Source organism: Lacibacterium aquatile, assembly GCF_042683105.1.
In the GTDB taxonomy this organism is placed as follows: domain Bacteria; phylum Pseudomonadota; class Alphaproteobacteria; order Elsterales; family Elsteraceae; genus Lacibacterium; species Lacibacterium aquatile.
Genome location: NZ_JBHUIP010000003.1, coordinates 433,199 through 458,570, shown reverse-complemented (window position 1 = coordinate 458,570; position 25,372 = coordinate 433,199). Strand labels below are relative to the sequence as shown.

27 protein-coding genes are annotated in these 25,372 nt (G+C 62.4%); 16 read left to right on the top strand and 11 right to left on the bottom strand.

What is annotated here, in order from left to right; all coding sequences use genetic code 11:
* Positions 1-8 precede the first annotated feature (8 nt).
* Positions 9-434, bottom strand: coding sequence for an RDD family protein (locus ACFSM5_RS04195; protein WP_379874988.1), 426 nt, complete (start codon positions 432-434; stop codon positions 9-11).
* Entirely contained in the window at positions 431-1,840 is a 1,410-nt protein-coding gene (gene leuC, locus ACFSM5_RS04190) for a 3-isopropylmalate dehydratase large subunit (protein ID WP_379874987.1), read from the bottom strand. The genes ACFSM5_RS04195 and leuC overlap by 4 nt, the downstream gene beginning before the upstream one ends.
* A gap of 137 nt (positions 1,841-1,977) precedes the next feature.
* Here leuC and gcvA point away from each other — a divergent pair, with 137 nt between their 5' ends.
* Positions 1,978-2,904 (top strand): transcriptional regulator GcvA, encoded by a 927-nt coding sequence (gene gcvA, locus ACFSM5_RS04185; RefSeq protein ID WP_379874986.1) that lies wholly within the window; start codon positions 1,978-1,980, stop codon positions 2,902-2,904.
* On the opposite strand, the gene ACFSM5_RS04180 is transcribed toward gcvA, so the two are convergent.
* Positions 2,901-3,611, bottom strand: coding sequence for a phospholipase D family protein (locus tag ACFSM5_RS04180; RefSeq protein WP_379874985.1), 711 nt, complete (start codon positions 3,609-3,611; stop codon positions 2,901-2,903). The two genes, gcvA and ACFSM5_RS04180, sit on opposite strands and share 4 nt — an antisense overlap.
* A gap of 178 nt (positions 3,612-3,789) precedes the next feature.
* Between ACFSM5_RS04180 and ACFSM5_RS04175 the strand changes: the two genes are divergently transcribed.
* The 11 genes from ACFSM5_RS04175 to ACFSM5_RS04125 all read left to right on the top strand — a co-directional run bounded on the left by ACFSM5_RS04175 (position 3,790) and on the right by ACFSM5_RS04125 (position 15,986).
* A complete protein-coding gene (locus tag ACFSM5_RS04175; protein ID WP_379874984.1) occupies positions 3,790-5,802 on the top strand; it encodes a DUF4139 domain-containing protein in 2,013 nt (670 codons plus the stop codon).
* 31 nt (positions 5,803-5,833) lie between these two features.
* Positions 5,834-6,973 (top strand): tRNA epoxyqueuosine(34) reductase QueG, encoded by a 1,140-nt coding sequence (gene queG / locus ACFSM5_RS04170; RefSeq protein WP_379874983.1) that lies wholly within the window; start codon positions 5,834-5,836, stop codon positions 6,971-6,973.
* Complete coding sequence (locus ACFSM5_RS04165; protein WP_379874982.1) at positions 6,958-7,881, top strand: ribokinase; 924 nt, start codon at positions 6,958-6,960, stop codon at positions 7,879-7,881. Before queG ends, ACFSM5_RS04165 begins: the two co-directional genes overlap by 16 nt.
* 28 nt (positions 7,882-7,909) lie before the next feature.
* The gene (locus ACFSM5_RS04160) at positions 7,910-8,548 is read left to right on the top strand and encodes a glutathione S-transferase family protein (protein ID WP_379874981.1); all 639 of its coding nucleotides are present in this window, start codon (positions 7,910-7,912) and stop codon (positions 8,546-8,548) included.
* Between the two features lie 95 nt (positions 8,549-8,643).
* A complete protein-coding gene (locus ACFSM5_RS04155; RefSeq protein WP_379874980.1) occupies positions 8,644-9,636 on the top strand; it encodes a LacI family DNA-binding transcriptional regulator in 993 nt (330 codons plus the stop codon).
* Positions 9,636-10,649 carry an ABC transporter substrate-binding protein gene (locus tag ACFSM5_RS04150; protein WP_379874979.1) on the top strand — a complete coding sequence of 338 codons (1,014 nt, stop codon included), beginning with the start codon at positions 9,636-9,638 and terminating at the stop codon, positions 10,647-10,649. The genes ACFSM5_RS04155 and ACFSM5_RS04150 overlap by 1 nt, the downstream gene beginning before the upstream one ends.
* Before the next feature lie 3 nt (positions 10,650-10,652).
* The gene (locus tag ACFSM5_RS04145; RefSeq protein WP_379874978.1) at positions 10,653-11,471 is read left to right on the top strand and encodes an ABC transporter permease; all 819 of its coding nucleotides are present in this window, start codon (positions 10,653-10,655) and stop codon (positions 11,469-11,471) included.
* Entirely contained in the window at positions 11,471-12,247 is a 777-nt protein-coding gene (locus tag ACFSM5_RS04140) for an ABC transporter permease (RefSeq protein WP_379874977.1), read from the top strand. The genes ACFSM5_RS04145 and ACFSM5_RS04140 overlap by 1 nt, the downstream gene beginning before the upstream one ends.
* The gene (locus ACFSM5_RS04135; RefSeq protein ID WP_379874976.1) at positions 12,240-13,262 is read left to right on the top strand and encodes an ABC transporter ATP-binding protein; all 1,023 of its coding nucleotides are present in this window, start codon (positions 12,240-12,242) and stop codon (positions 13,260-13,262) included. Before ACFSM5_RS04140 ends, ACFSM5_RS04135 begins: the two co-directional genes overlap by 8 nt.
* 4 nt (positions 13,263-13,266) lie before the next feature.
* Complete coding sequence (locus tag ACFSM5_RS04130) at positions 13,267-14,202, top strand: nucleoside hydrolase (protein ID WP_379874975.1); 936 nt, start codon at positions 13,267-13,269, stop codon at positions 14,200-14,202.
* A complete protein-coding gene (locus ACFSM5_RS04125) occupies positions 14,196-15,986 on the top strand; it encodes an adenine deaminase (protein ID WP_379874974.1) in 1,791 nt (596 codons plus the stop codon). Before ACFSM5_RS04130 ends, ACFSM5_RS04125 begins: the two co-directional genes overlap by 7 nt.
* A 1-nt stretch (position 15,987) precedes the next feature.
* On the opposite strand, the gene ACFSM5_RS04120 is transcribed toward ACFSM5_RS04125, so the two are convergent.
* Positions 15,988-16,500: a Csu type fimbrial protein gene (locus ACFSM5_RS04120; RefSeq protein ID WP_379874973.1), complete on the bottom strand. Its 513-nt coding sequence runs from the start codon at positions 16,498-16,500 to the stop codon at positions 15,988-15,990.
* 254 nt (positions 16,501-16,754) lie between these two features.
* On the opposite strand from ACFSM5_RS04120, the gene ACFSM5_RS04115 reads away from it, so the two are divergent.
* Together ACFSM5_RS04115 and ACFSM5_RS04110 are read left to right on the top strand one after the other, a co-directional pair.
* Positions 16,755-17,174: a DoxX family protein gene (locus ACFSM5_RS04115; RefSeq protein ID WP_379874972.1), complete on the top strand. Its 420-nt coding sequence runs from the start codon at positions 16,755-16,757 to the stop codon at positions 17,172-17,174.
* Positions 17,175-17,201: 27 nt separating this feature from the next.
* Positions 17,202-17,969: a DODA-type extradiol aromatic ring-opening family dioxygenase gene (locus ACFSM5_RS04110; RefSeq protein ID WP_379874971.1), complete on the top strand. Its 768-nt coding sequence runs from the start codon at positions 17,202-17,204 to the stop codon at positions 17,967-17,969.
* Between the two features lie 21 nt (positions 17,970-17,990).
* Here ACFSM5_RS04110 and ACFSM5_RS04105 read toward each other — a convergent pair whose 3' ends face one another.
* From ACFSM5_RS04105 to ACFSM5_RS04080, 6 genes are all read right to left on the bottom strand, one after another.
* Positions 17,991-18,455, bottom strand: a complete 465-nt coding sequence (locus ACFSM5_RS04105) for a MaoC family dehydratase (protein WP_379874970.1) — start codon at positions 18,453-18,455, stop codon at positions 17,991-17,993.
* The gene (locus tag ACFSM5_RS04100; protein ID WP_379874969.1) at positions 18,455-19,312 is read right to left on the bottom strand and encodes a methylated-DNA--[protein]-cysteine S-methyltransferase; all 858 of its coding nucleotides are present in this window, start codon (positions 19,310-19,312) and stop codon (positions 18,455-18,457) included. The genes ACFSM5_RS04105 and ACFSM5_RS04100 overlap by 1 nt, the downstream gene beginning before the upstream one ends.
* 70 nt (positions 19,313-19,382) lie before the next feature.
* A complete protein-coding gene (locus ACFSM5_RS04095) occupies positions 19,383-20,174 on the bottom strand; it encodes a PhzF family phenazine biosynthesis protein (protein WP_379874968.1) in 792 nt (263 codons plus the stop codon).
* Positions 20,174-20,962: a PhzF family phenazine biosynthesis protein gene (locus ACFSM5_RS04090; RefSeq protein WP_379874967.1), complete on the bottom strand. Its 789-nt coding sequence runs from the start codon at positions 20,960-20,962 to the stop codon at positions 20,174-20,176. Before ACFSM5_RS04090 ends, ACFSM5_RS04095 begins: the two co-directional genes overlap by 1 nt.
* Positions 20,959-21,552 carry a GNAT family N-acetyltransferase gene (locus tag ACFSM5_RS04085; RefSeq protein ID WP_379874966.1) on the bottom strand — a complete coding sequence of 198 codons (594 nt, stop codon included), beginning with the start codon at positions 21,550-21,552 and terminating at the stop codon, positions 20,959-20,961. The genes ACFSM5_RS04090 and ACFSM5_RS04085 overlap by 4 nt, the downstream gene beginning before the upstream one ends.
* Positions 21,553-21,562: 10 nt before the next feature.
* Positions 21,563-22,273, bottom strand: a complete 711-nt coding sequence (locus ACFSM5_RS04080) for an alanyl-tRNA editing protein (protein ID WP_379874965.1) — start codon at positions 22,271-22,273, stop codon at positions 21,563-21,565.
* Between the two features lie 32 nt (positions 22,274-22,305).
* Between ACFSM5_RS04080 and ACFSM5_RS04075 the strand changes: the two genes are divergently transcribed.
* Together ACFSM5_RS04075 and ACFSM5_RS04070 are read left to right on the top strand one after the other, a co-directional pair.
* Positions 22,306-22,485, top strand: a complete 180-nt coding sequence (locus tag ACFSM5_RS04075; protein ID WP_379874964.1) for a hypothetical protein — start codon at positions 22,306-22,308, stop codon at positions 22,483-22,485.
* A 230-nt stretch (positions 22,486-22,715) separates the two neighbouring features.
* Positions 22,716-24,101 carry an aminotransferase-like domain-containing protein gene (locus ACFSM5_RS04070; protein ID WP_379874963.1) on the top strand — a complete coding sequence of 462 codons (1,386 nt, stop codon included), beginning with the start codon at positions 22,716-22,718 and terminating at the stop codon, positions 24,099-24,101.
* 224 nt (positions 24,102-24,325) lie between these two features.
* On the opposite strand, the gene ACFSM5_RS04065 is transcribed toward ACFSM5_RS04070, so the two are convergent.
* Complete coding sequence (locus tag ACFSM5_RS04065) at positions 24,326-25,255, bottom strand: exopolyphosphatase (protein WP_379874962.1); 930 nt, start codon at positions 25,253-25,255, stop codon at positions 24,326-24,328.
* Positions 25,256-25,372 lie beyond the last annotated feature (117 nt).

The window sequence follows — 25,372 nt, the reverse complement described above, 5'->3', positions numbered from 1 at the left end:
CCCTCCGATCAGGCGCTGCGGTAGACCCGCGCGCCGAGAATTTGGTCGTACAAAGCCGGGCGCCCGAAAGCCACCAGCGGTAAAGTCCAGAACAGCGCCAGCTTCAACGGCTGACGCAGAAGCGCACGCTTGAAACCAAGTGCCGCGCCTTCCGCGTCGCCGACCTGGATATGGAAGGTCGATTTGCCGAAGGTATAGGCCTTACCGCCACGCTCGAACCGGGCAAAGTACAGCCACGGCACGGCGACCAGCAGGACGCGCGGCACCCATAGGGCAGCGGCACTCTGGCTCGGGTCGCTGTCGCCATTGGCCGACGCCATGACGATGCCAAAGACGGTAGAGAGGACAAGCAGGACGATGGAAATCGCCAGCGTGTCCACCAGACCAGCCCCGATGCGCCGCCAGAGCGGTGCCGATACCAGCGGATCGCTCAAAGGCCGATCTGCCGGACGTCGGTCAGGTGACCCATGATCGCAGCAGCCGCAGCCATTTCCGGGCTGACGAGATGGGTGCGACCACCACGGCCCTGGCGACCTTCGAAGTTACGGTTCGAGGTCGAAGCGCAGCGCTCGCCCGGCTCCAGCCGGTCAGCGTTCATCGCAAGGCACATGGAGCAACCCGGCTCGCGCCATTCGAAACCGGCTTCAACGAAGATCTTATCGAGACCCTCGGCTTCAGCCTGCTCCTTGACGAGGCCCGACCCCGGCACAACCATCGCGCCGACATGGCTAGCAACCTTGCGGCCCTTGGCGATTGAGGCTGCTGCGCGCAGATCTTCGATGCGCCCGTTGGTGCAGGAACCGATGAACACGCGGTCGATCTTGACCTCGCTCAGCGGTAGACCCGGCTCCAGCCCCATGTAGGAGAGCGAGCGTTCGACGGCAGCGCGCTTGCCCGCATCGGCGATATCGGCCGGGTTCGGCACTTTCGCCGTGATCGGCAAGGCATCTTCCGGGCTGGTGCCCCAGGTAACGAACGGCACGAGTTCGGCGGCGTTCAGGGTGATTTCGGTGTCATAGACCGCGCCTTCGTCCGACGGCAGGGTCTTCCAATAGGCGACGGCAGCTTCGAACTGCGCGCCCTTGGGAGCGTTCGGGCGGCCCTTGAGATAGTCGAACGTCTTTTCGTCCGGCGCGATCAGACCAGCGCGAGCACCGCCTTCGATGGTCATATTGCAGACCGTCATGCGGCCTTCCATCGACAGATCGCGGATCGCCTTGCCCGCGAATTCGACCACATGGCCTGTACCACCGGCGGTCCCGATCTTACCGATGATCGCCAGTACCAGATCCTTGGCCGTCACACCGGCGGGCAGGTCGCCTTCGACGGTAATGCGCATATTCTTGGCGCGCTTCTGCACCAGGGTCTGGGTCGCCAGCACATGTTCGACCTCGGAGGTGCCGATGCCGAAGGCCAGCGCCCCAAAAGCCCCATGGGTCGAGGTATGGCTGTCACCGCACACGATGGTCATGCCCGGCAGGGTGAGCCCCTGTTCCGGCCCGACGATATGGACGATGCCCTGGCGGATATCGTCCATCGCATAGTAGGTCACGCCAAAATCGGCCGTGTTCTTTTCCAGCGTCTCGATCTGGATGCGGCTTTCATCGTCCGCGATACCGGCCGAACGGTCGGTGGTCGGCACGTTATGATCGGCAACGGCGAAGGTCAGGTCGGTGCGGCGCACTTTGCGGCCAGCGACACGAAGTCCTTCGAATGCCTGCGGGCTGGTCACTTCGTGCACGAGGTGGCGATCTATATAGAGGGTGGTCGTGCCATCCTCGGCCTGATCGACGACATGACTGTCCCAAATTTTGTCGAACAGCGTGCGTTTCGGTGCCATTTCCAACAATATCCCTTCCTTGACGATCCAGCCTTATTTGCACTTCGCAAGCGGCTGGTCTAGCGTGGCAGGGATTGAACGGCCGGACCGTCCGCCGTGCAAGGTGATATTCTTCGAGCGCTGCTGTAAGAAAACTCATGTCCTCACCCAGACGTTTAGCTCCGCTCAACGCCCTCAAGGCCTTCGAGGCCGCCGGGCGCCATCTTTCCTTCACGGCAGCCGCCGATGAACTATGCGTCACGCTGTCCGCCGTCAGCCATCAGATCCGGTTGCTGGAGGAACATCTGGGCGTCGCCCTGTTCCACCGCACCCGTAAGGGACTGGTCCTGTCGGCTGAAGGGCAGTTGATCCTGCCGGACTTGCGTGAAGGCTTCGACAAGATCGGCGCCTCGCTCTCCAAGCTCGACACAAGGCGCGAAGAAGGCGTCCTGACCGTCTCGATGCTGTCGACCTTCGCCATGCGCTGGTTCATCCCGCGCCTGGGCCGGTTCCAGGAGAAACATCCGGCAATCGAAGTCCGCATCTCGACCTCGGTCAATTGGATCGATCTGGAGCGCGAGGGCATCGATTGCGCCATCCGCTTCGGTCGGGGCGGCTGGCCCGGCCTTGCGACGCACCGGATGTTCGATGAGGTCCTGCAGCCCGTTTGCGCCCCGGCCCTGCTGGACGAGTTGAAGCAGCCGGGCGACCTTGCGAATGCCCGCCTGCTACACGCCCAGTTGCGGCGCGAGGACTGGCGCCTGTGGCTCGCCGCGGCCGGTCTTGACGGCATCGATGCCAGCAAAGGCCCGGTTTTCGAAACCCGCGCCTTTGTGATTCAGGCTGCCCTGCAGGGGCTTGGCGTCGCCTGCCTCGACCCCGCTTTGGTGGCTGACGATGTTTCGGCGGGGCGTCTGGTTCGGCCTTTCGACCTGACGATCCCGATTGAGGGCGCCTATTGGTTTGTCTGCCCAGATCATCTCGCGACATCGCCCCGCCTGACCGTCTTTCGCGACTGGCTGCTATCGGAAGCCCAGGAGCAGACAGATCGGCGAGCAGGAACAGACGTCGGACACGGCGACTAAGGGCGCACGCAGGCAGCCGAAATCCTGGCCGTATCTGCCTGACACGCCCTTAAGCCACGCGATAGTGTCTGAAGGAAATCACCAGGAGGCGCATTGGGCCATCCCCTGCCCCTGCGGGAAGGCGTGGCCTGATCGCGGAACAAACTTTCCGTCCTGACGGGCAATCGGGTGAGGCTGCAGAAGCCGCCAGAAGTGGGCAAAGCTCGGTTATACAGGCCCTTTGGCGTTGCTGCCCTACGGCGCCACAGACTGCATGCCTGTGCGATATCCGCCTCAGACACCTCCTGGGCAAATTGCTTCACCCGATCAAACCAGCGGCGTGCGTCGCGTAGAAATGCCTTATCGACAGAGAGGATATTTGCCTCAATCTGCGGACCGGCCACTAAGCTCAGCCCATTCGCCGATGCATTTGACGATCCGAGAATCGCTTGATGCTGGGTCATATATACCTTGGCGTGCAGACCCGGCAGATGCAGCACTTTCACGCCAGGGCAATTCATCAAGAAAAGAATCTCGCGCGGATTGCATCCACCGCTCAATAGGTCGCAAATGATCGTAGCGCTTTGACCAGGGCGTAACGCATCCAATCCTAATAAATTAGCAACGCCCTTCCCCCAGAAGGCCACGGCGCAATAAATATCAGATCCGGAGAAAATCATCTTCCGGAATTCTTCTGAAACCTCCCCTCCACCAAGAATGCGTAACACAATATCTCTCCATCATTACTTAAATAAGAAAATCACAATCAAATAAACTTCACAATCAATAATACAACCACAAGTTAGTAATACTGTTTTCGCACGCACCACAGCACGGTCGCAAATTGGCCGTTTTTCGGCTAGAGGGTCACTTACGGAAATTGACCCACGCCCCTTGGAGGCTTTAATGCGCCGTCTGTTGCTGCTCCCCCTGTTGCTTGGCACCACAACCTTGGCCTCGACGGCATTTGCGGCGGCGCAGGCCCCGGTTCTGGAGAAAGTTACGATCTCCACCGCCGGCCTCGGATACTTCGAACACACCGCCGAGGTGGAAGACGACGGCACCATCCGCCTGTCGGTCCCGTTCGAACAGGTCGACGATATTCTGAAAAGCCTGATCGTGTCCGACCCGACCGGCCAGGTGTTGCGCGTGACCCTGCCGGGACGCGAACCCGATCTTTCCGCCATCGCCGACCTGCCGGTTCCAGCTGAAGCCCTGGGCAGCATCGACAGTCTGCTGATGGCGCTGAACGGCCAGGAAGTCATGATCACGGGCAACCGTACGGCGCGCGGCCGGGTGGTGTCGCTGCAGGAACGCATGGAGCCGCAAGCTGAAGGAAAACCGTCGGTCGCCCGCCGGACCCTGGCGCTGATGACCGGCGATGGGTTGCTCGAGATCCCACTGACCGAAGGCTTGTCTGTCCAACCCGCTGATCCTGCGCTGGCCGGGCGGATCAATGAGGCCATGCGACTCATTGCTCTGGCCAAGGAAAAGGGCAGCCGCGAACTGTCGATTACCGTCGCAGGCAAGGGCAAGCGGGCCGTGAAATTCGGCTATGTTGCCGCCGCGCCCTTGTGGAAAAGCAGCTATCGCCTGGACCTTGCCGGGAATGGCACCGAAGGTCGCCTGCAGGGCTGGGCGATCCTGGAAAACAAGAGCGGCCAGGACTGGAAGGACGTGAAGCTGACCCTGTCAGCTGGCAATCCCGTCGCCTTCCGCCAGGAACTCTATCGCTCCTATCTCGCAGACCGCCCTGTGGTTGCCATTGACTTGCCGAACCGCATTCTGCCGCCGGTCGATGAGGGGTCGGTGCAGATGGAGATGATGACAAAATCCGAGGCGCCGCTCGCCATGGCCGCCCCGGCACCTGCGATGGCCCCCAGCATGGCGGGCGCCTCGCGCGATCGCAGCCAGTCCGCCGATATGTCGGCGGGCTATGGCGGCCTTGGCAATGTGGCGACCGCTGCCGCTGCCGATGGCGAGACCCAGATTGATCTGACCCTGCCGACCAACGTCAGCGTTCCGGCTGGTCAGAGCCTGATGGTGCCGATTACCGACCGCACACTTCCTGCCAAAAGCACGCTGGTCTATCGCCCCGGCGAACAGGCGGCGACGGCCGCCGTCGATCTGACCAACAGCAGCGACACCAGCCTGCCGCCCGGCGCCCTGACCCTTTATCGCGGTGGCGCCTATGTCGGTGACGGGCGTCTGGCCTTACTACCGAAAGGCGACACCCGCTTCATCGCCTATGCCCAGGACGGGCGCCTGCAGATCCAGTCCGACCGGGCCGACACAGTACAGCTAACGAATATCAAAGCCAGCCGGGGCGTCCTGACGCTGGAGCGCCGAGCCGAGACCAGCCTGACCGTGAAGATCAAGGCCCCAGCAGGCGAAACCCGACCCTTGCTGATCGAACTGCCCAAATCCGGCGGTACGCTCGACACGCCGCCCAGCGGCTCGACTGAAACTCCGACCGCATGGCGCGTTCCTGTCACCCTGAAGCCGGGCGAGACCGTCACGCTACCGCTGACCACCAGCCGCGTGCTTTCCCAACGGGTAATTGCCAGCGACTTTGACCCCTCCACGCTGCTTGCCAGCGCCGAAGGCGGCAAGCTGCCGGAGAAGAGCCGCGCCTCGCTGGTCAAGCTCGCCGAGTTGCGCCGCGCGGTCACGGATGCTGCAACCGCCGCGACCCAAGCTCAGACCCGCCAGGAAAGTCTGGCCAACGATCAGGAGCGCCTGCGTGAAAACTTAGGGGCCGTCCCGGCGAACAGCGATCTCGCCAAGCGATACCTGAAGCAGCTGTCCGATAGCGAAGACCAGATCGGCAAGCAGGTCGCGGCGGAAGAAAACGCCCAGAAGGCGCATACCACCGCAAAGGCTGCGCTGGACGATTTCATCGCCAAGCTCGATCTTTGAGGAACTGCGGTCATCGGCGTATGGTGCGCCGATGACCGCGACCACCGACATCAAAGCCCAGATCAGAGCCGAGGCCCTGCGCCTCGGCTTCGATGTTGTCGGCTATGCACCGGCCAGCCTGCCGGAGGTGGCACGCGAACGGCTGGCCGAATTCCTGGCCGCCGGCAAACATGGCGATATGGGGTGGCTGGCGGGTCACCAGGATCGCCGTGGCAACCCCGATCAACTCTGGCCCGACGCCCGCAGCATCATCGTCGTCGGCGCCAATTATGCCCCCGGCCACGATCCGCTGGCGCTGGCCGATCAGCCCGAACGCGGCGCGATCTCGGTCTATGCCCGCAACAAGGACTATCACGACACCCTGAAAAAGCGCCTGCGCCAGTTGGGCGAATGGATCGGCAGGCAGTTCGGCGGTGATGCCCGCATGTTCGTCGATACCGCGCCGGTGATGGAAAAGCCTCTAGCGATGCAGGCGGGGCTGGGCTGGCAGGGCAAGCACACCAATCTCGTCAGCCGGGATTTCGGATCCTGGCTGTTCCTGGGCGAGCTTTTCACCTCGCTGGACCTCGCCCCCGACGGGGAAGAGGAGGATCATTGTGGCCGCTGCACCCGCTGCCTGTCCGCCTGCCCGACCGATGCTTTCGACGGCCCCTACAAACTCGACGGACGCAAATGCATCAGCTACCTGACCATTGAGAATAAAGGGCCGATCCCTCACCACTTCCGCGCGGCCATCGGCAACCGCATTTACGGTTGCGACGACTGTCTTGCGGTGTGCCCCTGGAACAAGTTCGCCCGCCCTACCCACGAGCCGGATTTCCTGCCACGCATCGAACTGACGGCGCCCCGCCTGGCCGATCTGTCGGCGTTGGACGATACAGATTTTCGCGCGCTTTTTGCAGGCTCCCCCATCAAGCGGATCGGGCGGGGGCGCTTTGTGCGCAATGTCTTGATCGCTTTGGGCAATAGCGGCAGCGAAAAAGCGGTTCCAGCCGTCATCCGGCTGCTGAGCGACGCCGACCCTCTGGTCCGGGGAGCTGCCGTCTGGGCGCTGTCCTGCCTGGCGCCCGATGACCTGGCCCGTCGTCAAAGCCTTGCGGCTTATGAAAGCGATGATACGGTGCTGGCCGAATGGAGCCTTCTGAAGGAACGACTATGCCCGGCCGCCTGACCGTTATCGCCAGCTTCATGCAGGATGTCAGCCTTGCCATCCCGCGCTCACCGCTGGCGGGGGAGACGATGTTCGCGGGCGATCTGACGCTGAGCGCAGGCGGTAAGGGCAGCAATCAGGCAGTTCAGGCCGCCCGCTGCGGAGCGGAAGTCGCGGTTGTCGCCGCAGTCGGTCAGGATGGCGGCGGCGATGGGGCGCTTCAGGTCTGGCAGAAAGAAGGGATCGATACGCAGCACGTCACCCGCATCGACGGGGTGGCAACCGGGACCGCAATCATCCTGGTCGAACCCTCGGGCGAAAACCGTATCATCCTGGCGGCAGGGGCAAATAGCAGCCTGCACCCCAAACATGCCGATGCCGCCGCCGATATCATCGCCACCAGCGGTCTCGTCATTGCCCAGCTGGAAAGCCCACTTGAAACCGTGGAGCGCGCCTTTGCCATCGCCCGGGCGGCGGGTGTGCCGACATTGATCAATACCGCCCCGGCACCTGACAGCCTGCCGGACAGCCTATGGCAATTGACCGATTACGTCGTCTCCAACCGCATCGAGGCGAGCCAACTGACGGGCCTGCCTGAGGAAACGGCTCTTGAAGAGCTTGCCCGCGCCCTCAAGACCAAGGTCGGGCGTGCGGCTCTGCTGACGGCGGGGGCGGAAGGGGCGATCGCCATCGACCAGACTGGCAACTTGCTGCGCCAGCCTGCTCTGCCCGCCAAGGTCATCGACACCACCGGCGCGGGCGATGCCTTCATCGGCGCGGTTGCCGCCGCACTGGTCGCGGGTGCCTCCCTGGCGCAAGCAATGGAAGACGGCGTCGCTGCCGGGGCCCTGGCCTGTGAGGGCCGGGGCGTGGTGCCCTCGCTCGCGCGAAAACCGGCCATCAACGACCGGAAGCGACTGCGTCGATAGCCCCCTCTCCCTACACGGGACGAACATCATGCACTACACGCTCCACGCCGCGCCGGGCGCCTGTTCCTTCGCGCCCCATATCATTCTGGAAGAATTGGGCCAGCCCTATACGCTCGCCCTGATGTCGAACGGCCACCCGGAAGCCAAGACCGAAGAATTCCGGCGCATCAACCCAAAGGGTCGTATCCCGGTTCTGACCGCCGACAATTTTATCCTGACCGAGGCGGCGGCAATCCTGCTGCACCTTGGGCTGACCAATCCGCGGGCCAACCTGATCGGCGGTGACGCCGACAGCATTGCCCGGTCCGTCGAATGGTTCAACTGGCTGTCCAGCGCCGTCCATGCCGTCGCCGTCCGCATGATCTGGCGCCCGGATTTCTTCCTGCCAGAAGAGGCGATGTACCCACCGCTGGTGCAGAAAGGCAAAGAGCATCTGGCGGCGGCCCACGCCATGATCGAGGAGAAGCTGGAGGGTCGAACCTGGGCTGTCGGAGACCAATACTCGGTGGTCGACGCCTATCTCCTCGTCTTCTTCCGATGGGGGAATCGCATGCAGATCGATATGCAGCAGCGCTACCCCGCCTGGACCGCCCATGCCCGCCGGATGGAAGGCCGGGACGCCGTGCAACGCGCCCTGACGCAGGAGGGCATTTCCCTCTGGAAATAATCCCTTCGACCCAGAAGTGTAAAAACAGCTTGCGGCAGTGCAGCAAGGGACATAGCGTAGCTTAAACGATCAATCATCTCTGGTTGTCTAAGCTGATGCGTACACCTATTACCATGTCCGATCTTGCCCGGCGATTGGGCGTCTCCGTCGCCACGGTTTCCAATGCTTTGTCCGGCAAGGGACGAGTATCCCCCGAACTGGCCGAGACGATTCGTCGGACGGCAGAGCGGGCAGGATATGTCCCAAGCCACGCCGGGCGCGCGCTGCGCACCGGTAAAACCGGCACTATTGGCTTGATCGTCCCCGATCTTTCCAACCCGCTGTTCCCAACCTTTGCCCAGGCGATCGAGCGGGCGGCAAAGCGGCGCGGTTATGCGGTTCTGCTGGCCGACAGCCTCGACGATGCTGCCCAGCAGGCAAAGGAGATCAGCACCCTTCTGGCGCGCGGTGCCGATGCGCTGATCATCATTCCGCGTCGCGGAACACAGATCGATCATATTCCGGTCCCGCTGGCGCTGCTCGACAGCCTCGCAACTGCAGGCAATACGGTCGCCAGCGATCATCGGGGTGGTGGTCTGCTGATCGGCCGCCATCTGCGCGAGCTTGGACATCGAGATGTTCTGATCCTGGCGGGCACCGAAAGCTCCACCGTTGCCAAGGAACGGATGGCGGGGATGCGGGAGGGTCTGGGACAAGACGCCAAGGTGACCTTGGTCTCATCGCCAGCGAGCCTCCAGGCAGGGCTTGAACAAGGGCGCGCCTTCGTTCCCGGCTCAGCCACGGCCATCGCCTGCGCCTATGATACCCTGGCTTTGGGCGTTTTGTCGGCCCTGGCACAACGCGGGATCAGAGTTCCTGAGGATGTTTCGGTCACCGGCTTCGATGATCTGATCTGGAGCGAAATATCGCACCCGCCCCTGACCACCGTGCGCCAGAACTTCGGCGAGATCGCGGAAATCGCTATCGGCTTCGTCACCGGCGAGATCGACCGCGGCCAATTGGTGCCGGTCGAGATGGTGACACGCGCCTCCACCGCCGCACCCGTCAAAAAAGCTGCGTCCACTTCCCATCTGCAAGGAGCCGTCTGATGCGTCTCGCCTTTACCGGAGCAGTCGCTCTGCTGCTGACCTCGACGGCGGTTTCCGCCCAGACCGTTACGGTTTCGACCTATGGCATCGCGCAGGATGGCTTCAAGAAGCATCTCTACGCTCCCTTCGAGGCCGCCTGCGGCTGCAAGGTAGTGGTTGAGGTCGGCAATAGCGGCGAGCGTGTCGCCAAGCTCGACGCCCGCAAGGCGAACCCGGAAGTCGATGTCATCGCACTGACCGATTTCGACGCGCTGGACGCCTCCAACAAAGGGCTGACCGAGACGCTCGACCCCAAGAAACTGACCAACTACAGCAAGCTTTATGAATTCGCCCGCGACCCGCTGGGGGGCAACAAGGGCGTCGGCTACACCTATTATTCGACCTCCATCGCCTATCGCAGCGACAAGGTGAAGATCGAAAGCTGGGCCGATCTGGCCAAGCCGGAACTCAAAGGCCGTGTCGCCCTGCCGAACATCACGACCTCGCAAGGTCCGCTGACCCTGTTCATGGTCGATAAGGCCGTGGGCGGCAAGACGCCGGATCTGGCTGCCGGCATCGATTTCGTCGCCAAGATGAAGGGCGATGTAACGACCTTCTACGAACGCGGCTCGCAATTGCCGCAACTGCTGCAGCAGGAAGAGATCTATGCCGCCGTCCTGGGCCGTTTCGGCTGGGCCGGGATCAAGAAGCTCGGCATGCCGATCGCCTGGGCCACGCCCAAGGAAGGCCAGAGCGGCGGCATGAATGTGCTGCAGTTGGTCAAGGGATCGAAGAACGCCGATCTGGCCTATAAGTTCATCGACTTCTGGCTCTCCACCGAGGTGCAGACCAAGCTGGCCCAGGATCTGGTCGACAGCCCGGTCAATGCCGAAGTGAAGCTGGACGACGCGGTCGCCGAAAACCTGACCTATGGTTCGGATACCGCCAAGAGCCTTGCTCTCATCCCGCCCGCCCAGTTGCTGGAACAGCGCAAGGCCTGGGTCGACGGCTGGAACGCGAAGATCGCCCGCTAACCCATGAACCGTCTGCTCGGCCCGGCTCTTACACTTCCGGCGGTGACCTTCATCGCCGTCGGTTTTGTGCTGCCGGTCCTGATCCTGCTGTCGGAAGCCGTGACGGTGCAAGGGGCTTTCAGCCTTGCGCCGATCATCGGCTTTTTCCGCGACCCCGGATCGGTTGAGGTCTTCTGGCGTACTATCCGCCTAGCGGGCCTCGTCACCTTGACCTCGGCCGTCATCGGCTATGCCACAGCAATCGCCATTGTGGATAGCAGCCCCAGCGCGCGTGGGCGGCTGATCGGAACGCTCATTCTGCCGCTGATGGTTTCGCCGGTCGCACGAACTTACGCCTGGGTGGTCGTGTTGGGGCGAACCGGCCTCGTCAATATCGTTGTCGTCGGCCTGGGTCTGTCACCAGAGCCCCTACGCCTGCTCTTTACGGAGACGGCGGTTTTCATCGGCCTTGTGCAGCTGCTGCTGCCACTGATGGTGCTGTCTCTGGTGAGTGCGCTGGAGAATATTCCCGCCGATGTGGTTCCTGCCGCCCGGGTGCTGGGCGCAGGTTGGTTCACCACTTTCTTCAAGGTGACTTTGCCGCTGACCCGCGAAGGGCTGGTGGTCGGCGGAACCCTGGTCTTCACCGGCGCGCTGACCGCCTATATCACGCCTGCGATTCTGGGTGGATCGAAGGTCTTGATGCTGGAAACGCTGCTGTATCAGCGCATCCGGGTCACCAATGACATCGCAGCCGCTGGTGTGATCGCCATCATTCTCGTCGTCCTGTCGATCACCGCCAATGTTCTGCTGAAGCGGATTGCCGGAGGGCGCAGCGCATGATGCCGCGTGCTCTCCGCTGGTCGATCCTGACGCTGGTCATGGTCTTCCTGATCGGCCCTTTCTTCGTGATTGCTGCCGCCGCCTTGCACGGTGGCGAGACGCTGGCCTTTCCGCCCCGCGATCTGAGTTTCAAATGGATCGCCAAGGTTTTCGAGGTGGAGAGCTTCCGCGCCAGCTTCGGTCTTTCGATCCTACTGGCCATCGGCAGCACGGCGCTCGCCCTCGCCTTGGGTGTCCCGGCCGCCTATGCGCTCGACCGCTATCGGCCCAAAGGATCGGAAGCCATCCGACTGATGGTGACGGCGCCGATCATCGTGCCGGGCATTATCGTTGGCCTTGCCCTGCTGCGGTACCTCGTCATCCCGGTCGATATGCCGATGACCCTGGCGCTGTTCGTTGCCCATACCGCCCTGCTGATCCCCTATGCCGTGCGGGTAGTATCGGCGAGCCTTGCCAATCTGCGCGTCGACATCGAAGAAGCGGCTGTTCTTTTGGGCTGTTCGCGCATCGGGGCCTTCCTGCGCGTGACCTTGCCCAACATCAAAAGCGGCATCTTCGCTGCCTTCATCCTGGGCTTCGTCACCTCCTTCAATCAGGTGCCGATCTCGCTGTTCCTGGCGGGTCCCGGCGTCAGCACCCTGCCTATCGATATGCTGTGGTTCATGGAATTCACCTACGACCCGTCGGTCGCTGCCCTGTCGGCTCTGCTGGCGCTGATGTCAATGCTGGTGGTTCTGGTGGCCGAACGACTCTTGGGATTTTCGCGCTATGTCTGATCCGCGCTACCTGACCCTCGACAAACTGACCCTGTCCTATGGCGGATCCGTCGCCGTACAGGATCTGTCGCTGACCGTCGGCAGGGGCGAGTTGATCGCGCTGCTGGGGCCATCGGGCTGCGGCAAGACAACGACGATGCGGGCTATCGCCGGTCTGATGCCGGTCGCTTCGGGCAGCGTGACGCTGGATGGGCGCGACTTGACCCATCTGGCCCCGAACAAACGCGGCATCGGTCTTGTCTTCCAGTCCTATGCCCTGTTCCCGCATCTGTCGGTCGCAGACAATGTGGCCTTCGGTCTGAAACTCCGCCGGGTTCCGGCAGCAGAGCGAACGGAACGGGTGAAAAAAGCTCTGGCCCGTGTCGACCTCGCCCATCTGGCCGACCGATTGCCCAAGGCCCTGTCCGGCGGGCAGCAACAGCGGGTGGCACTGGCGCGATCCATCGTCGTCGAACCCGGCCTCCTGCTGCTGGACGAGCCGCTGTCAAACCTCGATGCCCGCCTGCGGCTTGAGATGCGCTCCGAACTCGCACGGCTGCAGCGGGAGCTGGGGATAACCATGATCTATGTGACCCATGATCAGGCCGAAGCCCTGGCGCTGGCCGACCGGATCGTCGTCATGCGGGCCGGAAAGATCGAGCAGCAAGGCACTCCGGAAGAGATCTTCGAGCGGCCGCACAGCGCCTTCGTCGCCCGTTTCATGGGGTTCGAGAATTGTTTTGCCGTGCAGGCCGGACAATTGGTCGGTGCGGGCGCCACGCTGCCCGCGCCCACCGGCACCTCTTCCACAGGTCTTGCCTGGCGCCCAAGCGGGGTCGTGCTGGGCAGCGGTCCTTATCGGGGCGAGGTGCTCGGCGCCTCCTATCAGGGGCAAACGGTGGAGTATCTGCTGAATTGCCCCCTGGGGCCGATCAAGGCGGAAGCCCCGGCCGAAGCGCCACGTTTTGCGGTCGGCAGCGAGGTCTCGTTCGACCTTCCGCTCTCCTCCGCTGCTCCTCTGACAAACGTGGATTGAGCCGATGGTCAAGGTCTGGATCGACTGCGATATGGGGTACGACGATCTGGTGGCTGTGCTGATGCTGGCCAGCGCCCCGGAGATCGAGATTGCAGGCCTGTCGCTGGTCGCAGGGAACGCCCCCCTGCCCCAGGTGATCGAGAATACGCAGAATGCGGCAGCTTTTTTCAGTTGGGACTTTCCCCTCTTTGCCGGGCGTGACCGGCCGGTTCTAGGTCCGCTCGAAACTGCTGGCTATGTGCTGGGCGACACCGGCATCCGGACGTCCGGTCGCTCCCTGCCCGCCACGACGCGTCGCCCGATGGGTCATGCGGTGAATGGGATGGTGGATTTCATCGAGGAGAACCCCGGCGCCACGATCCTGGCGCTCGGCCCCTTGAGCAACCTTGCGGGCCTGTTGCTGGTGCGCCCGGATCTGGCCGAACAGATCGGCCGTCTGGTCTGGATGGGCGGCAGCCTGGGTCCCGGCAATCATTCCGCCGCCGCCGAATATAACGCCGCCGCCGATCCGGTTGCCGTCCAGATGGTGCTGGAAAGCGGGGTTGCCTTTGCCATGGTCGGGCTGGACGCCTGCCGACAGGTGTCCCTGATCGCCGCCGACCTTGCCGTCTTGCGGGGCAAAGCGGGGGAGAAGGCACAGATGCTGGCCGATCTGACACAAGGGTATCTTGCCATCGCCAGCGCCGACCTCAGCAAACCGATGTCCTGGTACGATCCGACGGCAGCGGCAGCCGTCCTGGATCCAGCTTGTATCGAGTGGCGCCCTGCCCACATCACCATGGAGACAGGCGAGGGGCCGGCACGTGGCATGACGGTTGTTGAAACCCGCGTCCCTCCCCACGCCTCTCCTCGAAAACAAGTCAACGCCCAGGTGGCAGGAACCGTCGAGGCACAAAAGGTCCGCACCCTCATCGCCCGGGCACTGGAGGCATCATGCTGACCGCTGAACCTTTCGATCTGCATGACGAAAGGTTGCGCCGCCGTGCGGTGCGCGCCGCCCAGGGGCTTGAGCCGTTCGATATCCTGCTGACCGGCGCCACCCTCGTGGACGTGGCGACATCCGAGCTGCGCCGCGCAGACATCGGCCTGATCGGCCCACTGATCGCCAGCGTCCATGATGCGGGCGAGTTCAAAGATGCTAAGCGCACCCTGGATCTGACCGGAAAATTCATCGCGCCCGGCCTTATCGATACCCACATCCATGTCGAAAGCTCGATGATGACGCCCCGGCGTTATGCCGAGATGGTCGTGCCACAGGGCACCACCACCATCTGCTGGGATCCGCATGAAATTGCGAATGTCGCGGGCATTCCCGGTGTGAAATGGGCCGTTGAAGCGAGCCGGGGGCTGCCGCTACGTACCTTGATTTTCGCCCCCTCCTGCGTGCCATCGGCACCCGGCCTCGAAGTTTCCGGCGCCGATTTCCATGGGGCGGAGATGGAGGAAATGCTGTCCTGGCCGGAAGTTGCCGGGGTTGCTGAAGTCATGGATATGCGCGGCGTGCTGGGCGGGGACGAGCGCCGGGTGGATATCGTCCAGAGCGGCCTTAGAAGCGGCAAGTTCGTTTGTGGTCACTGCCGCAACCTGAAGGGCGCGGGTCTGCGCGCCTTTGCCGCCGCCGGGATCGAAAGCGACCATGAGGTCACCAGCGGCACCGATCTGCTGGCAAAGCTTCGCACGGGCTATACCATAGAGCTGCGCGGCAGCCATGACTACGTACTGCCCGAAGCGGTCGAGGTGCTGAACGCCCTGCCGCACGTACCGCAGACGGTCACTATCTGCACCGATGATGTTTTCCCGGACGATCTACTGGCAAAGGGCGGTGTCAATGACGTGCTGCGCCGCCTGTTCGCCTATGGCATGGACCCGGTCGCGGGCCTGCGCGCTGCCACCTTGAATGCTGCCATGCGGCTGGGGCGCCGGGATCTGGGCCTGGTGGCCCCCGGTCGCCGCGCCGATATCATCGTGATCGACGATCTGCGTACCATGACCATCGCGGAGGTTTTTGTCTCTGGGCGTCATGTCGCGTCCAACAATAAGATGATCGAGGAAATCCGCCCCGATCCTGTCGGCGCCCCGCGCGAAACCGTGAGGCTGCCTTTGCAGTCACCGGAGGTCTTCCGCCCCAAGGTCAGCGAGATGGAAAGCGGCCGGGCCACCTTACGCACCATCTTCCGGCCCCGCTTCACCGAATGGCGCACCCGTACTTTCGAGATCAAGGACGGTTACATCGATCTGCCGGACGACGTGTTGGTGATGGCCGTCATCCACCGCCACGGGCGTGCCTCACCGGTGCCGCGTCTCGCCCTGTTGGAAGATTGGGGACTTTGGACGGGAGCCGTCGCGACCACCGTTGCTCACGATAGTCACAATCTCGTCGTCTATGGTCGGAACCCCGAGGATATGGCCGCCGCCGCCAATGCAGTGATCGCCAGCCAGGGCGGCATGGCCGTCGCGAGTGGCGGCAAACTTGTCGCCCATCACGCCTTGCCGGTCTGCGGTCTGCTGTCGGAAGCCCCTGCTGCCGAGGTCGCGGCCAGCCTTGCTGCTGTCCGCGATGCGTCGACCAAGGTTGCCGATTGGGCACCGCCCTTGCGCACCTTCAAGGCTGTGGTCGGCATGGCACTGGCCTGCGTTCCCAGCCCCCATCTGACCGACCAAGGTCTGACAGACGGATCGACGGGTGAGTTGTTCGATACGTTATTCGTCGAAGCGGCCGAGTAGCTTAGTAGGTGACGGTGACTGCGACGGTGTCGGCGTAGGCACCCATCGGGACGGTCTGACCAGCCGTGATGCGGCCGTAGACGGTGTGGTTCATCAGCAGGCCGGTTGCGGTCCCGGCGACGGTGTCGGTGCCGACAGCATTGCCCCAGTTCGTGGTGCGGCCAGCGTTCTGATAGAGAGCGTAGTCCAGCGTGTTGGCGCCAAAGGTCATCTTGCGGACCGTGGTGGTGGCGCCGGTGCCGCCGCCAGCCGACAGGCCGACCGTATAGGCAGTGCCGGTGGTGCAGGTCACGGCGACCGTCGCGGTGCCATCGGTCGGCGAGGCGGAGGTCGGATCGTAGACACCGAAGGCCAGGGGGGTGGCGACAACGATGCAGGCCTGGGCAACGGCAGCGGTCACAAGGATCGAGGTGCTTGCGGTGGCCGCCTGGGCGCTGGTCGCGGGCAAGAAGGCAGCGCCAGCAACGGCAGCGACCAGGGTCAGGGCACGCAACTTCTGGGAAATTTTGGCCATCTTGTCCTCCATCGTGTTTAGTTTTGTGTGTCGTTCGATGGCAGGAATTTCCGTCAACTTGGCCATTCCCTCAATTCGGCGCGACGCTTACGCTGACCGGATGAGGGCGCTCTACTCCGGGTCTACACCCCCAGACTAAACCATTAGATGGTGAATCATTCCCGGAATCTATTGCGATTATTTATCTCATCAATTTTGAGAATATATCAAACAACGCTACAGTCTCCTCAATACCCCTTCATCCGGAGACCATGATGACCGACCAGCGTTTTGTCCCCTATTCCGCCCTGCTGCTGCGCGTCAGCCTTGGCATTCTCTTCCTCGCTCACGGCTTTCTGTTGAAGGTCATGACCTTCACCCCGGCTGGCACCGCAAAGTTTTTCGAAAGCCTCGGCTATCCGGCTTTCTTTGCCTATATCGTCATCATTGCCGAAGTCGGCGGCGGTATCGCCCTGATCCTGGGCGCCTATACCCGTCTGGTGTCGCTGCTGTTCGTCCCGATCATGATCGGTGCCACGATGCAGCATATCGGCAACGGCTGGGGCTTTGGTAATCAGGGCGGCGGCTGGGAATTCCCGGTGCTCTGGACCGCCCTACTGTTCGTCCAGGCAGGCCTCGGCAGCGGTGCCTATGCCCTCAAACTGCCGACCTTCGGTAAGCCCGTTCTCGCGTAAAGCCCTTAAGGCTTAAGGAGCAGTCCCATGGTCGCGATGCCCACCCTGTTCGTTTCGCACGGCTCACCCATGATGCCGCTGGAAGATATTCCAGCGAAACGCTTCCTGGCCGGGCTCGCGACTACCCTGCCCCGCCCGACTGCCATCCTCTCGGTTTCCGCCCATTGGGAGACCGAGACTCCGGAAGTCAGCGCCGTGGCGCAGCCCGAGACGATCCACGATTTCTACGGCTTTCCGCCCGCGCTTTATGCCTTGCAATATCCGGCCCCGGGCGCCCCGGCCTTGGCCCAGCGCGTGGCCGAACTGACCGGCGCCGCCATTGATCCGATCCGTGGCCTCGATCACGGGGCCTGGACGCCGCTGCTGCTGGCCTATCCCGATGCGGATGTGCCGGTGACCCAAGTGTCGATCCAACCCCACGCGGGTCCTGCCCATCAATATGCCCTGGGCGAGGCATTGCGCCCCTTGCGCGATGAGGGCGTGCTGATCGTCGCCTCCGGCGGTATCAGCCATAATCTGCGCGAATGGTTCCGCGGCGCGCCGGGTTCCGGACCGCGTCCCTGGATGAGCGAATTCACCGAATGGATGGCCGAGCATCTGGAAACGCGGGATGACGAGGCCGTCATCGACTATCGCCAGCGCGCGCCCCACGCCGCCCAGAATCACCCCCGCGACGAACATTTCCAGCCCCTCCATGTGGCGCTGGGGGCAGCTACGCCGGGTGTTGCTGGCAAGCGCATCCATCAGTCGCACGACATGTTCGGCGTACCGATGGATACGTATATGTTTGCTTAAGCGGCCCTACCGGGCTTTGCCCTACTTGATGGCGCGCTTCAGAACGATGGACGTACAATAGGCCGAAAATACCAACTCGTCGGCCTGATTGAAGGTCTCGAAGAACCAGGTGACGCTGCCACGGTCGGATTTGGAGCGCGACGGCTTCAGTTCTTTGACCGTGGAGCGCACGCGGATTGTATCCCCCGGCCGCACCGGCTTGTGCCACCGGATCTCGTCCATTCCTGTTCCGGCCAGATTGGTGCCCAGCAAAAGTCCCGTCTGCACAATTAGTCGAAAACTGAGGCAGAGGGTCTGGAAGCCGCTGGCCGCCAGCCCCTTGAAGACCGACGCTTCGGCTGCCAGCCGGTCGATATGGAAAGGCTGAGGGTCATAGAGGAAGGCAAAATCCGTGATCATGCCTTCTGTCAGCGTGATGCCGCCGGTCCAGAACTCCTGCCCCTCCGACAGATCGTCGAAATGCCGCGCGCCCGTATCGATCTGCATCAGTCTCTCCCGGTCAAAGCCGCTTCGGCCCCCAGGATAAGCCGCTTGGTCTCACCGCCCCAGCGATAATTCCCAATCACGCCCGTCTGGCGAACCACGCGATGGCACGGCACCAGAAACGCAACGGGATTAGCCCCGACGGCATTCCCGACCGCCCGCGCCGCCCCTGGTTTACCGATGGCCTTGGCAAGCTGCTCATAGGAGACGAGCGTCCCCGCCGGGATGCGCAGCAACGCGCGCCAGACCTGGGCTTGGAAACCAGTTCCCGCCACGAAGAGCCGCAAGGGCGAACCCCGGCTTTCGCTGGGCTTGGACAAGGTGAAGACCTTGGCCGCCAGCTCGCTTGCCCCTGCATCGTCGCGGACAAGGCGGGCAGATGTATAAGCAACTGAATGATCGGCAAGGGCTGCTTCATAAGAGGGAAAACCCGCCAGGAACCCGAGGCCCATAAGACCGCGATCCCCCCACAGAAACAGGCAGTCGCCAAAGGGGCTGGGGGCCAGACCGTGGCGCAGTTCCATGCCATCGCCCGCCGCCTTGAACTCGCCAGGGCTGACGGCATCGAGGGTCAAGAACAAATCATGCAGGCGCCCAGGGCCGGAAAGCCCCGCCTCGTAAGCGGCATCGAGCACACTTTGCCCACTGGCGAGTGCTTCCTTGGCGCGCTCCAATGTCAGGCACTGCAGGAATTTCTTGGGGCTGACCCCCACCAGGGCTGAAAAGAGACGCTGGGTCGCAAAGGGATTAAGGCCAGCCACCCGGGCGACATCCTCCAGCTCCGGCTGATCTTCGACGGTATCGTCGAGATAGCGGATGGCGCGGGCAATAGCGGCTTCGGCTTCAGGATAGCTGGTCATGGCAAGTCCTCGTCTTCTGTTGAGACGAGTGTCCTCCATTGTTCCGGGCAAACCCACCCGGAACTTGCCGTCAAAGGGAAAGCGATCCCGCCATGGTCAGAACCGCCTGCCCTTCGAGCCGCACCCTTTCGCCCTGGAGTGCAACCTTGAGGTCCCCACCCCGGCGGCTGACCTGCCGGGCGGTAAAGGCCGTGCGGGGATAAAGGCGCGCGCCCCAATAGGGGGCTAGGACGCAATGGAGCGCGCCGGTCACCGGATCTTCCGGCACGGCGACACGCGGTGCAAAATAGCGCGAGACGAAATCGACCTTGCCGCAATCGCCCGGCGCCGTGACACCGATGCCACGCACGGGAAACCGTGCGACGGCTGCCATATCGGGTTTCAGGCGGCGCACCGCGTCGGCATCCGGATAGACGGCGAGCCAGCGGTCGGCTTCCAGCAACTCCATCGGCTCAGCGCCCAAAGCCGCCACGATCTCATTGGTGATCGGGATCTGGCGCGGCTTGCGGATCGGGAAATTCAGCGCAAAACCGTCCTTCGTCCGCTCAACGGTCAAGGGGCCTGATTTGGAGTGAAAAACGACCGTACAGCGTCCTCGTTCCAATACATCCAGCACTAACTTGCCACTAGCCAGCGTTGCATGACCGCAGAGATCCACCTCGCTCGACGGGCGGAACCAGCGGATATCGTAGTCGCGATCCGGTCGTCTGTGGATAAAGGCTGTTTCGGAGAGATTATTCTCGGCGGCAATCGCCTGCATGGCGGACGGCGGCAACCAGCTTTCCAGCGGACAGACAGCCGCCGGATTACCGGAAAAGGCCGTATTGGCGAAGGCGTCGAGTTTATAGATCGGAAGCTGCATCACAGGAAAAGCTCCCCCTGGATGACAAGCACCGCCTGACCTTCGATATCGATCCGGTCGCCGCGCAGACGCAGCCAGAGATCGCCACCCCGTGCACTGACCTGGCGCGCGCGCATCTCGGTCTTGCCCAGCACCTGGGACCAGTAGGGGGCAAGACTACAGTGGGCAGACCCGGTCACGGGGTCTTCCGGGATGCCTTCTGCCGGGGCGAAGTAGCGCGAGACAAAATCCACATCACCATCGGCTTTGGTACCCGGCGCCGTCACCGCAAAGGGACCGATGGCGGCGATCTTGTCCATATCTGGGGTCAGGGCACGGATTTCTTCGGCACTTTTATAGGTGACGACATAGTCGCGCACGCCCTTGAAGGCTTTGATTGGCTTGCCACCCAGGGCCGCGATCATCGCCGGGGTCAACGTGACTTCTTCCACCGGCCGGGTCGGAAAATCCAAGGCAAGGCGATCACCGGCGCGGCTGACGATCAGCGGCCCGGACTGCGACTGGAAGATGACTTTCTGCCGATGGGGTTCCAGATGGCGCAGCACAATGGCCGCGCTCGCCAAGGTCGCATGTCCGCAGAGATCGACCTCCACCGTCGGGGTGAACCAGCGGATATGGTATTCGCCGTCCTTGGGCACGAAGAAAGCTGTTTCGGCGAGGTTGTTTTCTGCCGCGATCGCCTGAAGCTGGCTGTCATGCAGCCAGCTTTCCAGCGGGCAGACCGCCGCCGGATTGCCGCTGAAAGCCTTGTCGGTAAAAGCGTCGACCTGGAAAAATGGGATGCTCATGGTTCACCTGTCGGCAAGGCTGCTTCGATCCGCGCGGCGATGGCCGGGAATTCGTCGGGCAGGATCGAGAAATAGGCGCTGTGACGGTTGCTGCCGTCCGGGCGCAGCATGTGATTGCGGAAGATGCCCTCCTCGGTCGCCCCCAAGGCCGCTAGAGCCGTACGGGATTGGACGTTAAGGGAGTCCGTCTTGAACTCCACCCGCAGGAGTTTCCAAATCTCAAAGGCCTGACGCAGCATCAGCAGCTTTGCCTCGCGATTCGCCCCGGTGCGCTGCCAGGGACGCCCCAGCCACGTCCAGCCAATCTCTGCCCGCTTGTTTTCCGGCGAAAGCATACTGAAACGGCTGGTGCCGATGACCTCGCCCGTCTTCTGGAAAATAGTCGCGAAGGGAACGGAGACGCCGCGCGCCCCCTCTGCAATGCCGTTCTCGATCCAGGCGCGCTGACGCTCGGGCGTATCCATGCCGATGATCCAGGGAAAAGCCCCCGGACTCGCCGCAGCAGCGGCAAGCAGCCCATCGACATGGGCAGCAGTCAGCGGCTCCAGCCGGACGATACGACCGGAGAGGACGGCAGTTTCGAAAGCCAAGGGAAGTCTCCTATTCGACAAAAGCCAGGGCGACACGGCGATTGCGCTTGCCCTTATTCTCGATCTTCTCGATCCGCACGGGTCCGATTTCCCCTGTGCGGGCAACATGAGTTCCGCCGCAGGGCTGCAGATCGACACCGGGAATATCGATCAGGCGAACCTTGCCAAAGCCACTGGGCGGCTTGACCGACATGGTCTTCACCAGATCCGGGCGGGCAGCCATCTCTTCATCCGAGATCCAGGTGGCCGATACCGGGTGATCGGCCTTGATCAGGGCGTTGAGGTTAGTCTCCACCGCTTCGCGGTCGATCTCCAATTCACCCATGTCGAAATCCAGGCGCCCCTTGCCGTCACTCACCTGCCCGCCCGTAACGCCTGCCGGAATACAGGCGGTGAGCAGATGCAGGCAGGTGTGCATGCGCATGAAGCGGTGACGGCGGGCCCAGTCGATCTCCACCGTCACCTCATCTCCAACGGCAGGCGCGACGCTACCAGGGGCAAGAACATGCAAGATCTCGCCAGGAGCCGCGCCTTTACGGGTATCCGCGATATCGACGCTTGTTCCGCCGAAGGTCAGGCGACCGGTGTCCCCCGGCTGCCCACCGCCGTTGGGATAGAAGACAGTCCGGTCGAGACGGACTCCTGCCTCATCCACCGCCGTAACAATGGCTGTACAGACAGCCTTGTATCCATCCTCGCGAAACAATTCCTGCGTCGACATCTATCCCATCCGCCCCTTTTTTAGAATTTCCCTTGGTTGAAATCGCTCCATTTGTCACCCCCGGCCGGAAGGCCGAGATCACGCCGGGCAGCGTCATCCAATTGGCTCAGTTCGATATGATGACGATAAGCCTGCTGGCGGTCGACCAACCAGAGGATGAGCGGCATAAAAAACTGCTCCAGCCTTTTGGCGTGGGTTGCCCGAACGGGTGAGGGCGTAGCGCAAACGGCAGTCTGCGACGGCGGGCAGCAAGAAGCGTTGTTCGACATTGTCTCTCTCCCTAAACAGGATTGTCACCGTTGTTTCGTAGATACAATGTGTGCTGAAAACCCCTCAACCCATAGGACAATCTTGTCACCAAGACAAAAATGCCATTCTGCTGCGAAGTGTCGCGGTGTAACAAAGGTGACAATCTGGATCGGAGGCCCTAGAATTGTACCCTATGTCGACCTGGAAACCTGATCTGTCCCGCCACGGCGGCCCCCGCTATCGCGCGATTGCCGATGCACTGGCCACGGATATCGAAACCGGCCGTCTGCCCCGGGGGGCGCGGCTGCCGACTCATCGCGAGCTGGCCTATCAACTTCGGATGACAGTCGGAACGATCACCCGCGCCTATGCGGAGGCTGAAAAACGCGGCCTGATAGGCGGCGAAGTCGGACGCGGCACCTTTGTACGAGAACGCCCGGATCCGGCCCCGCTGGGCCAGTTGCCCGACGGTATCATCGATCTGTCTGTCAATGTCCCCCGCGGTAGCGGCGGCCGGGAGGCTGGCGCCCTTGCCGAGACACTAATGCAGATCGCCCAGGATGCAGATCTGGAGGCCCTAACGGGATACCAACCCCATCTCGGCATGCCGGAACATCGGGTCGCCCTGGCAGCCCTGATCGCCCGCCCTGGGGTGGAGGCACCCGCCGACCGGATCGTTCTGACCGCAGGTGCCCAGCACGCGATCATGACGGCGTTGTCGGCCATCGTCGCACCCGGCGATACGATTGCCTGCGAAAGCGTCACTTTCGGCGGCCTGAAAGCAGCGGCCCGTCTTATGCACCTGCGGGTCAAAGGCATCGCCATGGACGAAGGTGGCCTCAATCCCGATGCTTTCGAAGCGGCCTGCCGGGAAGGCACGATCAAGGCGCTCTATGCCGTGCCAACCTTGCAGAATCCCACCGGCATCATCTGGTCGGACGAACGGCGCGACGCGATCTGCGCGATTGCCGAACGCTATGGCGTCAGCATTCTTGAAGATGATGTCTATGGCTTCCTGGTGCCCGAGGCACCGTTGCCGCTGGTGTCGCGGCTGCCCAACCAGGTTTTCCACCTGACCTCGACTTCGAAAAGCCTGGCGCCAGGCCTGCGCATCGGCTGCCTGCTGGCACCGCGCGAGGCTGCTGCACGCCTTGCCACTGGTATCCGGACCACGATCTGGATGGCACCGCCGCTGATGGCCGAAGTCGTGCGCCGCTGGGTCTCCGACGGAACGGCCGATCGCTTGATGGCGGACAAGCGAGTGGAAGGCGCCCGCCGTCAGACGGCCGCCCGCGCCGCTTTGTGGGAATATGGCGTCGAAGCCGCCCCGACCCACCCGTCGAGCTTCCATCTCTGGATCCCGCTGCCCGAACCCCGGCACGATATGGAGCTAGTCGCAGCCGCCCGTCGCGAAGGGGTGCTAATCGCTGGGACCACCAGCTTTGCCACTGGCCGCGTACTGGCTGAAGGCATCCGCCTATCCCTGGGCACCCCCTCCACCATCGAGGAAGTGACGCGTGGCGCCCGCATCGTCGGCCGCCTGATCTCGGGCGGCGACTGCTGCGATAACGTGCTTTAGAGTTCCTCTTGGAACTCTAAAGCAGTTTGCATTGGCCTACCGCGCTTCGCGCTACTTGAGGCCGTTGTGCATTAGGCTTGTTTTCCCCCAGCGGCCATTGAGGCCGCGGCCAAGGGTGCGGAGCACCCGCCCGGCGAGGGACAAACAAAAGAAAAAGGCGCGCGGTGGACAGCCGCGCGCCAGTTCGCACTTCCCTTGCGGGTCAGTTTCCCTTGCGGGATGGATCAGCCGTCGGCGTTCATACGCTTGATCAGCGTCTGCAACGTCGCTTCGGCCTTGTCGTTATCGACCTGACAGGTACCGGCGGCATGATGCCCGCCGCCGCCGAATTCCAGCATCAGCGCGCCAACGTCTGTCTTGGAGCCACGGTCGAAGATCGACTTGCCGCAGGCAAACACCGTGTTGAGGTTCTGGAACCCGCGCATGATGTGGATTGAGATATTGGTTGCCGGGAAGAGCGCATAGATCATGAAGCGGTTACCCGCCCAGATCGGGTCTTCGCCGCGCAGGTCCAGCGCAATGACGTTCTGATGGACGGTGGCGCAGCGCTTCACCTGTTCCTTGAACTTGGCTTCCTGTTCGAAATAGAGATCGGTACGCTCTTTGACGTCCTGCAGAGCCAGGACTTCTTCGATGGTGTGATCGAGACAATAGTCGATCAGCTCCATCATCAGCTGATAGTTCGAGATGCGGAAATCGCGGAAACGACCGAGGCCGGTGCGGCTGTCCATGATGAAATTCATCAGGTTCCAGCCGGTCGGGTTCAGCACTTCGTCCAGGCTGAACTGGGCCGAGTCGCCCTTGTCGACGGCGAGCATCATTTCTTCGGAGATGCGGGGCAGCTTGGCCTTGCCGCCGTAATATTCATAGACGACGCGGGCTGCCGACGGCGCATCCGGAAGGATGATGTGATTGTCTTTCTTGCCGACGCGGATGGTTTCCGAGGCATGATGATCAAAGGCGAGATGAACGCCTTCAACGTAAGGCAGGTTGGTCGTGATATCGTTTTTGGTGATCTCGACCTTGCCGTCCTGCATGTCCTTGGGATGCACGAACTTGATCTCATTGATCATGTCCAGTTCTTTAAGAACCATGGCGCAGACGAGGCCGTCGAAATCGGAACGCGTAACTAGGCGGTACTTCTGATCGGACATCGCCAACCCCTGCTGTCGGTATAAAGTTATGACAAAATCACGGCATTTATATCGATTGCGAAGCAACTGGCAAGATAACCATTTGCATCAATCACGTTGCAGAAGTTGGAGATAATG